Source organism: Staphylococcus sp. HMSC62A08, from assembly GCF_001839105.1.
Classification (GTDB): Bacteria; Bacillota; Bacilli; order Staphylococcales; family Staphylococcaceae; genus Staphylococcus; species Staphylococcus caprae.
Genome location: NZ_KV840030.1, coordinates 14,197 through 27,225 on the forward strand (window position 1 = coordinate 14,197; position 13,029 = coordinate 27,225).

Consider the following 13,029-nt stretch of genomic DNA (forward strand, 5'->3'; position numbering starts at 1 on the left):
AAAAAAGAAAAAAACCACGGTGAGGCACCAATATTACCTATATATGAAAAATTTCATAACAATGACAATAAGATGTTTAACCATTTTAATCAATCACTATTATTACAGTCAAGGGTAAATATTGATATTGATATTTTACAAAAAGCTTTTAACATTATTTATAAAAAGCATGAAGCTTTAAGAGCGTATATGGATAGAAATAGATCTAAGATAAAGATAGATCCTCAACTCAATCCTCCAGTAATAAAAGAATTTAATATATTTGATGAGAATAAAATTAGAGAGATGATAATAAAAAAAGGGTTTGAATTACAAGGAAATATAGATATATTTAACCCAGATTCTATTATCCAGGTTGCGTTATTTCATACCAAAACTAAAGATTTTATACTGTTAATATTTCACCATATAACTATTGATTCTGTGTCTTGGGATATTATAATTGAAGATTTAACAAATATTTATTTGAAGCTATTAAACAAAGAAAAAATGAAAATAAGTAATAGATATTCTTCTTATTTGGAATGGTTGTTATTTGTTAAAGAAGAAGAGTTTATTAAAAAAACTTTACGAGATGAAAAAGATTATTGGAAGAAAGTGTCTCTTGCTGTAGATGATAATAAACATTTTGATGTTAATGCATCAGAATATCAATTATATAATAAACGAAATATTATTATAAATGAGACTATTACGAAATTATTAACAAATTATTGTAATGAAATTTATAATACTGAAACAAAAGATATACTAATTTCAGCATTAGGAATAGCTTTAAATAAAACCTTTAATAAAAGTAATTTTTCAGTAAATTTGGAAGGTCACGGCAGAGAATTAATTTCCGATCAGATAGATGTAACAAGAACAGTTGGATGGTTTACTATTTATTATCCAATAATTATTAACTGTAGTGAATTTATTGAAAAATGTATTATTGAAAATAAAGAAATGTTAAGACGAATTCCTAACAATGGGTTTGGATATGGAATAGTCAAGGAGTCCGAAAAAATTAAAGAGGTAGAAAAGCATAATATTCCCGATGTTCTTTTTAATTATTATGGAATTGTTTCAAATTATGAACAGAATCCAATTTTTAAATTATCTGAATTTGATATAAGAACTATAGATATACATCGAAAATTTAATTTTGGTGAAGTAATACAAATTAATACTAAGATAAAAGATGGGACTTTAATATGGGAGTTAGAAGCAGATTCTAATCAGGTTTCAGATGAAATGTTAGAGTCTTTAACAACAAATGTTACTGAAGCGATTAATGTTATAACAAATCATTGTTTAGAAAAAAGCAAAAAAATAAAAACATCTACAGACTTTGGTGTGAATACTTGTAGTCAAAAAAACATTGAAGAACTACAGTGTTATCTAAAAAATAAGTTTGAATGTACGTGCGAATTACAAAGAGTAAATAGTTTAACTTCGTTGCAGCTAGGTATGTACGTCGAATATTTAAAAAATAAAGATGCCTCAGCTTATATAATTCAAAATTTAGCTTGTGTATATGGGAAAATAAACAAGGAAAGATGGACGAGAGCAATTAAGCAGTTATTAAGAAAGTATGATGTTCTTAGAACTAGAATTTTAGAAACTGATGGCTTACCTATACAAATTGTTATATCTAATTATCAATATGATATAAGTTATTTCGATTTTTCTGTGTATAACATAAGGAAGCAAAAAGCAAAAATTCAACGAGTACTAAAAAAAGAGAGAGAGAAGAAATTTAAATTAAATGAGGATCAATTGATAAGATTCACTTTATTTAAATTGGATCATGAAACTTATAAATTTTTAATAACTGCACATCATATTATTTTAGATGGGTGGTCTATAGATATATTATTGGGCGAATTATTAAAATTATATAATAACAATATTTTTGATGTTAAGCAAGAAAGTAGTTTTTTTGATGATTTTCTCCCTTGGCTATTTAATAAAGGTAAAAAAGAAACGCTTGATTATTGGGGGGATTATCTAAAAGGATATTCTCCTAAGATTGTTAATAACAGTAATGGAAATAAATATATTAATGAAAAATTAACTTTTTGCGTTAATCAAAATACTTATAACAAAATTAAAAGTATAGGAATCTATAATGGTATTACTATGAACGAGATATGCCAAGCGCTTTGGGCTATAAATTTAGGTTATTTTTTAGATGAAAATGATATAGTTTTAGGAACTGTAGTTTCTGGAAGATCGGGAGAAATAAAAGGTATTGAAAAAAGTGTAGGGAACTTTATTAATACTATCCCAATCCGAGTTATATTTAATAGGGATGAGTCATTAATCGATATTGTGAGAAAAGTGAAATGCGACATGAATACAAGTCGCGATTACGACTATGTACCTTTAAACGAAGTTCAATCGTTAATGAAAAGTGATGACTCTATAATAAATTCACTTACAGTTTTTGAAAATTATCCTGTAAAAAAATTTTTAAGAGACGGAGAAGTATTTTTACAAGAAAGCGAATCTTTTGAACAAACGCATTATGATATAAATGTCGCGTTTATTGAGAGAGAGAGTTTGAAAATAGAAATACTTTTTAATAAAGAAATACTTTCATTTCAAGAAGTAGAATGCTTGAAAAGCAACTTTATTAGTTTAGTAAATAGTTTTTCAGCGGACAATTGTATAAAAATAAAAAATATTGATTTGGATATGTCTTGTACGCAGGATAAGAAAATTGAAAAAGAATTAGATGGTTTATTTGGATCAGGATTTAATTTTTGATTATGGAGGAGCCTAAAATGAACAATAATTATAGAAAAAATTTGTTAGCAGAAAAATTTTGGAAAGAATTTACCAAAAAAGATTATACAAATCAAATTATTCATATTAATTATCAGCGTGCTAATAAACCGAATATAAAAGTTATAGAATACAATTTCTCTAAAGAAGCGAAATTTAGAATTAAGAATTTGACTCAATTTAATGAACAATTAATTGTAACATTATTACTTTCAGCATTAAATATTCAAATGGATAGTTTCTCATTTAACTCTGATTTTATTATTCATGTAGACAATCCAAGAAATAAGGAATTATTAAAAAGTGAAAAAATACCTTTTTCTTGTGATGTTAACATCAACCAAACGGTGAAAGAATTAATTTTAAATGTCGAAGAAAAATTAAAACAAACATATTCAAATTACGAATTTGCAAGTAAAAATTTTAAAAAAATAATAGATCGGATGGAAAGTCAATTTTATTTGAGTATAAACAAAATTGACGGAGCTAATCCACCGATTAATAATGAAATAGAATTAAATATTAACACAAAGAAAGATTTATCCATAACTGTAAAATATAACAGATTCAATTATCATGAAGATATTATAAAAAGTTGGTTTGAATCTTATCTTTTTATATTACATCAAATTATTGAAAATCCTAATGAAATTATAAAAAAAATTGAAGTTACACCTTCTGAAAAACGACAAGAGATAATAAATTACGGCCAGGGTAAAAAAAGAATATTTCCTAAAAATATAGCTATTAAGGAAATTTTTGAACAAATAGTTGAAAAACATTCGTCAGAAATTGCAATATCTAAATGTGACGAGAAAATAACATATAGAGAATTAAATGAAAAATCTAATTCTTTTGCAAACAAGTTGATAGACAAGGGCGTCAAAAATAATGATGTAGTTGCTATTTTAGCTGATAAAGATATCCAAACAATTATCGCTATGGTAGCAGTTATAAAAATTGGAGCTACGTATCTACCGGTTGATATAGATTATCCTAAAAATAGAATCAAATACATGTTAAATGATAGTAAATGTTCAATTGTAATTGGAAGAGAGGGCTTTAAAGATATGATTTTCTCTTTTAAAAAGAAAAGTGAAATTTCATTTATTAACATAAATGAAAGAAAACGGATCTTTAATAAAGAAAACATATCTTTACCAAATGCTATAGATGGTGAAGCTATTGCTTATATAATATATACTTCAGGGTCGACTGGGCACCCTAAAGGAATATGCATCAAAAACAAGTCTTTAATAAATGTAACAAAAGAAATTGATTATTTAGATATTTCTTCTAAAGATATTTTGTTACAAGTTGGGTCTTTATCATTTGATGCTTCTGTTCAACAAATATGGCTTGCATTATTAAATGGGGCAGAATTAAATATAATTGATAAAAAGCAAACTATAGATTTTGACTTCTTGTCTCAACATATTTTAACTAATAATATAAGTATATTAATTTTTCCTACGCCATTATTCAACCAATTTTCGCGGATTCATCCTTCAACTTTTAAAAATGTTAAACAAGTTATTTCTGGAGGAGATGTTATATCGCAAGGTGATGTGAAGAAAATTTTAAATAATAATAAAAATTTAACAGTTATAAATGGTTATGGACCTTCGGAAAATACTATTATTTCCTCTAGTTATAAAATGACTAAAATAGAAGATGTTAAAAATAATATTCCAATTGGAAAACCTATTGTAAACACTAATGCTATTATAACTGACTATGTTGGAAGGGTTTTACCGATAGGGATACCTGGTGAACTTTTATTAAGTGGCGATGGATTAGCTAAAGGATATTTGAACTTACCTGAAATGACAAAAGAAAGTTTTATTTATTCTGAAAATTTAAAAAGTAAAGCCTATAAAACAGGAGACTTAGTATCTTATGATTCAGAAGGTAACATGCTTTTTTTAGGTCGTATAGATAATCAAGTCAAGATTCGTGGTTACAGAATAGAACTAAATGAAATATTGAATATTATAAAAAACATTAAAGGGATTAAAGAAGCTGCTGTTATTGATAGAGTTGATAAACAAGGGAATAAAAATCTAATTGTTTATTATGTAATTAATGACAATGAGAATAACATTAATGAGCAAGAGTTACGAAATAAATTGTCAGAGTTACTACCTAATTATATGCTACCTCAGATTATGATTAAGTTAGATAGGCTTCCTACTTTGCCTAATGGGAAAATCGATTATTCTAAGTTGAAATCAATGAATATAGTACAGAAAAAATCTTTAAATACTAACTTAAATGATTTAGAAAAAGAAATTCTGAAAGTTTGGGTCGAAGTTTTAGGGATCGCTAATATTGATGTTAATAGTAATTTCTTTGAAATGGGGGGAGATTCTATTAAATCAATTCAAATAACAGCTAAATTAAGAAAAAAAAATATAATAACTTCAGTTAATGATATTCTGAAGTGTAAAACTATATCAGAACTAGCTAAGTGCGTAAAGTTAACTAAATACAATAATAAAGAAGTTGTTAAAGAAGGTGAGCTGAAAAGCTCACCAGTAATTAAAATGTTTTTACAAAATAATAGTGTAGAAGATTTGAGTGGTTTTGTACAATACAAAGTTATTCAGCTCGATAAAGCATATAATATAAATTTAATAAAAAAAGTGCTTCTTCATCTTGTGAAGAACCATAGTAGTCTGAGAATAAATGTAAAAAAAGATGGTACGTTATTTTATAAAAAATATGATGAAACAGATTATGATATTCAAAGTTATAAAATAAGTGAAAATAACCTGACAAATTCATTGCAAAATATCGCAAAATATTTACAGAAATCTATAGTTCTTTACAATACTTCGATTATCAAAGTAGCAAATGTAGAAACTGAGAAACGTAATTTTTTATTATTTGTGATTAATCATATAGCTATTGATAGTGTTTCATGGCAAACATTTTTAGAAGACTTTGAAGATAGTTGTTTATTTTTTAAAAAGTACGAGAAATTACCCGAACTATTGGTTACAGATTCTTATAAATTATGGACTGAAAAAATCTCAAGCTACAACCCGTTACCTTCAATAGAAAGCTATTGGAAAAAGATAGATAAATCCACTGATAACTTGCAGCTATTAGATTTACAGAAAAATAAAAGGTTTTTAAGTGATTGTAATAATGTTTTTGAAATATTTACAGAAATTGATACAAACGATTTAACATCGCATATTCATAAAAAGTATAAAACGGATATCAATGATATATTGCTTGTAAGTTTAATGAGAGCAATGTATAAATGGAAAAAGTATAAAATTATAAAAGTTTTATTAGAAAGTCACGGAAGAGAAGAATTAATTTCAGAGGTGGATATTTCAAGAACTATAGGTTGGTTTACATCTGTTTATCCAGTTATATTAGATAATTTTAACAATAATTTAAAAGAACAAATTATTAGTATTAAAGAAAACTTACGAAAAATCCCAAATAGAGGATTTGATTACGGTATATTAAAGTTTATAAAAGAAAGTATAGATAGTAGAGATTCTTATAATGCTAAAATAAGTTTGAACTATTTAGGAGAAATTCTAGATTCTAAAGAATCTGTATTTACTGCTAGCAAATATAATTTTAATCTCAATAATACTGAAAGTATTATCGTAAATAGTAACTTGCAGATTAATTGTTGGATAGAAAATAAAAAATTAAATGTAGCAATAGATTATCTTCCTGAAGAATTTGAATTAAGTAACATTCAAGAATTTTTAAAGATTTTTCAAAAAGAATTAAAAAAAGTAATTAATCACTGCAACTCTCAAGAATTTAATGAAATGATAACCCCCTCGGATTATGGTACACACGAATTAACTATTAATGATATAAATGAATTGAGTCATTACTTTGAAAAAAATGGGTCCCAAAAAGATTCTATAGTGAAGATAAATAAGCTGTCTCCTATGCAAAAAGGAATATTATTTAACTATTTAAAAAATAAAACATCTTCAGAATATTTGTTGATTTCTGAATATAACATAAAAGGCAATTTTGATGCAAATGCATATGGGAAGGCTTTTAATTTATTATGTAAAAAACATAAAATTTTTAATACTCGTATATATAATCATTGGAAAGAGCCATTACAAGTAATTCTTAAAGACGGAGATCCTGACTTTTATTATTTAGACTTAAGTATCTATAGCAATCCTCATGAAAGATACTTTCAGTATATTAAAAAGGTTAAAGAGAAAGGTATAAATATATTTAAAGAATCCTTAATCAAGATTATGATATTTAAAATGACTGAGGAAGAATATAGAATGATGATTGTTTGTCATCACATAATTATTGATGGTTGGTCCAACAGTATACTTCTTAATGAACTAAATGGTTTTTATAAAGATATTATAAATGAGTGTGATTTTGAGGTTACTGAAAAATACGATTATGAAAAATATATTAAATGGCTGAACAATAGGGATTATAACGAAGGACTAAAAAAATGGGAAAGGTATTTATCAGATATAAACTTTATCCCCCGTTTATCTCAAAAAATGAGTTGTGATAATGAAGGATCTCAAAATATATGTAGTAAAACATTAAATGAACAGCTTTCTCAAAAACTAAAAAAAGTAGCAAGTCAAAATGGATTAACCATAAATACTATATGCCAACTGTGTTGGGCGCTAATTTTAAAAACATACACTGCCGAAAATGACGTTATTTTTGATAACGTGGTTCATGGCCGTCCGGAAGAAATCGAAGATTACGAAAATGTAATCGGGCTATTCATTAATACTATCCCTATCAGAGTGAATAATGCAGAAAACTTGGGCTTTACTACATTACTTAAACAAATACAGAGTACAAACATAAAGCTGCAAAAGTATTCTTACTTACCTTTAAATGAAATTAGAAAACTTATAAAAGCTAATTCTGATAGGATTGAAAGCTTATTCGTTTTTGAAAATTATCCTAATAAAAAAGAATGGAATTTAGAATTTGATATACATCATATTAAAGAACATGAACAAACTAATTATCCTATAAACATTATTTTTGAACAAAAAAATGATATAAAAGTGACAATTATATATGATGATTATCACTTTTCTAAGTCATTCATTAATCAGATTTCTAATAATCTAATTTATCTTTTAAAAAATAGTATAGACCATATAAAAAATAATACTTCATTAAATCAAGTTAATCTAACATCTAGAAGAGATCTTCAGGTACTATATGATAGTATAAATGGCAATTTTTCAAATTTTCAACAGAACAAGTCTCTTGTACAATTGTTTAACGAGCAACTTTCTCAAAACCCTAGAAGAGATGCAGTGGAATTCGAGGGATTTAAATTAACTTATAATGAAGTTAATAATTTATCTAATTATATAGCTAAATGTATATTAGATAAAAAACCAGATGGAAAATTCATTGCGTTTGAATCAATGCAAAATTATTTAGTGGTGCCAATTATGTTAGGTATTTTAAAAGCAGGATATGGATATTTACCTATCGATTTTAAAAATCCTCTAGAAAGAATTCAGTATATTATAGAAGATAGTAGCTGTAATATGTATATATATTTTAATAATAAGATTGAAGATATAAATATAACCCATGATTTATATTTTGACTATGATAAAGTTAGAGAATTGAATTATAAAGATGTTGAGTGTTCATCCTGTGATGTTGCGTATATTATGTATACTTCAGGAACTACAGGAAAACCTAAAGGAGTAGAAATTAGTCATAAGAATATTCATTGCTTAGTTAAAGACAATTTTATATTTTTAAAAAACTCCAGGATTTTACAAACTGGTTCATTAGCATTTGATGCTTCTACATTTGAGATCTGGGGACCATTATTAAATGGTGGAACGATTATATTCCCAAATAAGGGCACTTTATCAAATCCTTGTAAATTAAAGCAAATAATTTTGGAAAAAGATATAAATATTATGTGGTTAACTTCAGCGTTATATAATCAATTAGTCAATATTGATTATAGCGTGTTTGATAATTTGAATATACTAATCATTGGGGGAGAGAAATTATCTTCTTATCATGTGAATTTACTAAGAAATAATAACTCAAATATTAAAATAGTAAATGGGTATGGACCTACGGAAACGACTACATTTGCTTTAATGTATGAAATTAAAAAAACTATTCCTAAGAATATACCTATTGGTAAACCTTTATCCAATACTAAAATTCAAGTGATTAATAATAATCAATTATGCGGTATAGATATGCCAGGAGAATTATGTATAGCGGGTGATAGGCTGTCTAACGGTTATTTAAACAATGAAATGCTTAATGAGAAAAACTTTGTGTATTTACCTGAAATGGGGAATAAAGAACGTTATTATAAAACAGGAGACATTGTTAGGATACTATCTTCTGGAGATATTGAATATATTAGAAGAAAAGATAATCAGGTGAAATATAATGGGTTTAGAATTGAACTTGATGAAATTAGTAATGCGATGAAGAGCGTGAAAGGTATAGAAAACGCGTTAGCCGCAGTCAAAATGATTAACACCAATAAGGTTTTATGTGGTTATTATATAAGTGGCGGAAACATTGAAACACAATATATTAAAAATCACCTAAAATCACTTCTTCCTGATTATATGATTCCTAACATTTTTATGCGACTAGATGAAATTCCAATAACATTAAATGGGAAAATAAATCAAGAAAAGTTACCTAATCCAACATATAAAATGGTAGAAAATAAAGAAGACGGATGTCAGATTTATAATAACATTGAAAAAATAATGGTGAAAACGTGGGAAGAAGTTTTAGGCGTATCTAATATAGATAGAGATACTAATTTCTTCAATGTTGGAGGAGACTCTATCAAATCTATACAAATAGTTGCCAAGTTACGAGAATATGAATTAGTTGTTGAAGTGAGAGATGTTATGAAATATAAAACCGTTAAAGAAATATCCTCACATGTTAAAAGTATGACAAAACAAGATAATCAAGGCGATGTTGAAGGTTACATTTCATCAACTCCCATTTTTCAATATTTTTCTACAGATGTGTCATTAAAGACTTTTTCGCATTTTAATCAAAGTCAATTAGTTTATTTTGGGAAGAACATTAATATTCCAAAGCTAAAAAAAGCTATAAGATACTTATTTAAACACCATGATGCATTAAGAATCACTATTAATGATAGTTTTCAAAGAGTTAATTCAAGTTTTGATAACTTTAAAATTGAAATCACTGAAAAAAAGTACAATGATAACTGTGACTATAAAAAGCTGCTAAAAAAAGATGCTGAGTCAATACAACAAAGTTTGAATTTAAAAGATTCCTTATCCAAAATACGTTTATATCATACACCTAGAGGTTTATATTTGTTTTGGTGTATTCATCATAGTGTAGTTGACGGAGTCTCTTGGCAAATCATACTTGATGATTTATCAAAATTTTATAGTTCTCTTAAGGAGTATGAGTGTATAAATCTACCTTTAAAATCAACGTCATTTTTAGAATGGAGTCACTATTTGACTGAATATGCAGATACATTAGTTAATAGTAGGGAAATTGTCTTTTGGAAAGACGTACTAGATGAACGCACTATTCAGTTAGTTGATACAAGGTTAATTAGTGGGAATAGTACTTTAAAAGATATGAAAAGTTATAAATTATATATAGATAAGGAAAGAACAAATTATATTAAATATAAAATTAATCAAAGTTATAATACTGAGATTAATGACATATTATTATCTATATTAGCAAGGTCATTACAGCATTGGACTAAATCTTTAGGAAAAGTAAGAGTACTTTTGGAAGGTCATGGAAGAGAAAAAATTAATGATAAGTATGATTTAACAAGAACGGTAGGTTGGTTTACAACTTTTTATCCGGTAAACATCGACTTTACGAGCAAAAATTTGGAAGATATTATTATTCAAAACAAAGAAATGTTACGAAAAATTCCTAATAAAGGGTTTAATTATGGGATTTTAGCTTCTACTAATAAAGACAACAAATTACCAATCAATTTGGATAAATATGTTAGTATAGCTTTTAATTATTTAGGAGATTATGATTTGAATAACAGTCAGCTTAAAATAGCAGATATTAATGTTAATAATTCAGCAAGTTCAAAAACTAAAATCATCGCTCCAATTCATATTAACTCTTATATACAAGATGAAGTACTATATTTTGATATAGATTTTAATGAAAAATGTTTTGAGAAAAAGACAATAAAAAACTTTGTAGACAGTATTCAATTTTCATTAAATGAAATAGTTAATCACTGTACGGAGCTAAATAAGACTCATTTAACCCCCCGTGATTATGGTATTAATATGATTGAGCACAATGATATTAATGAAATTGCTGAATTAATGAAGGTGCGCACTGATGAGATTGAGAACATAAATAAATTAAAACCAATTCAACTCGGAATGTTATATTCGTATTTGAAAAATAAGAATACTAAAAATTATTTAGTAAGTACTGATTTTGAAATTTCGGGGTTTGTAGATTGTAAAAAATTACAAAAAGTTTATCGATATTTAATGAATAAATATGAAATATTAAGAACAAATATAGTGAATCATTGGAGAGCGCCAGTACAGGTAGTTTTAAAAGATAAAAAAGCTAATATTGATTATCATGATTTTAGCATGTACGAAAATTCATATGATATCTGTGAAAATTATTTGCTTAATAAAAGAAATACTCCATTTCAATTAGATAAAGATGATTTATTCAAAATTTCTTTGATAAAAATAAATAAAAATAGGTATAAAATTGCATTGTTTTACCACCATATTATAATGGATGGTTGGTCTAATAGTATTTTATTCAAAGAGTTATTTGATTTATACAACAGTGAAATTTCGACAGGACATTTGATTGAAAATAAGCTCCCTAAAGTAGAAGAATATATAGAATGGCTAGATAAACAAAATATGAATGAAGCATATAACTACTGGAAAAAAGAATTAGGTGATTATAAATCAGATTCATCAATATTGATAGAACCAGAAAATATATCAAACGAAAAAGAAATAGAAAAAGAAAGTCATGTACTATCTTTTGAAACATCGAATTTGTTAAAAAAATTCGCGAAAAAAAACAACACTACATTAAATGATATTTTTGAAGTGTTATGGGGAGTTACGATACAAAAATGGAGAGGAATCTCAGATATAGTTTTTGGTAAAGTAGTTTCAGGTAGACAAGCACCTATTAAAAATATTGAAAAGGCTGTAGACATATTTGTTAATAATATATTAGCAAGAATTATTACAAAATCTTCTTCGACATTTTTGGATTTGATTATAGAAAGACAAAAAAATAATTTTGAAGCGGAGAAATATAGTTTTCTATCATTAATAGATATTCAAAAAGCATCGGGTATAAATTTGGACTTGATTGATATCGCAATGGTCTATGAAAATTATCCCAAAAAAGAGTTGGAAAATACTTTGTCTGAAAAAAAATATGACTACAAAATTGAAAAATCCACGTCTTACGAACAATCAGAATATGACTTAAGTGCAATATTTTTGGATGGTGAGAATATTGAAATAATATTAAATTATAATAAGTCTCGATACTCCATTCAAACTATTCAAAACTTAAAGTTAATATTAAATGATATTTTAAGTATTATGTTAAAAGACCCAAATTCTAAAGTAGAAGATACTGATCCTTTATTGGACAGAAAATTAGATGATTTACATGATTCTATAAAAGAAACTTCTAAAAGAATTAACGATTATTCACAAATGAATTTTGATTTGTAAATTTTATAATTAGGAGGGTAAATATGCTTAAAAAAAGCATTAAGGAATCTAAAAAGTATTGGGAAAATATATTACTAAATAACTTTCAAGAGAATTTATTTGATATTAAGGGAATCACTAAGACAGAAAATTGTTCTTCTGCTTCTATAACTATCAACAAAGATATAAGTGAAAGAATTATTAAAGTTGGTAAAAATAACGAGATGTTAATCTTTACGTTATTGTTTTCTGGTATTAGATTGCATGTTAATCGTTTATTGAAAAATACTGCCTTATTACAAATTCCTTCATTAAGTGATAATCCATCTATGAATGTTTTATTACCTATTAATACAAAATTAAATAGTGGATGGAAAGTAAAAGATTTAATTAGAGATTCTCAAAAGCATATATCAAATAGTTACAAGTACCAATTTTATCCTATAGATAAACTTCTAAAAGAATTGGGCATTGATAAAAGTAGCTTTGAGGTGGGCCAGTTAAATATAAT

2 protein-coding genes are annotated in these 13,029 nt (G+C 26.1%); both read left to right on the plus strand.

Annotated elements, in window-relative coordinates; all coding sequences use genetic code 11:
* On the plus strand, nt 1-2,754 hold a 2,754-nt coding region (locus HMPREF3264_RS03545; RefSeq protein WP_176746811.1), incomplete at its 5' end, for a condensation domain-containing protein.
* Between the two features lie 17 nt (nt 2,755-2,771).
* Nucleotides 2,772-12,539: a non-ribosomal peptide synthetase gene (locus HMPREF3264_RS03550; RefSeq protein ID WP_070871949.1), complete on the plus strand. Its 9,768-nt coding sequence runs from the start codon at nt 2,772-2,774 to the stop codon at nt 12,537-12,539.
* Nucleotides 12,540-13,029: the final 490 nt, after the last annotated feature.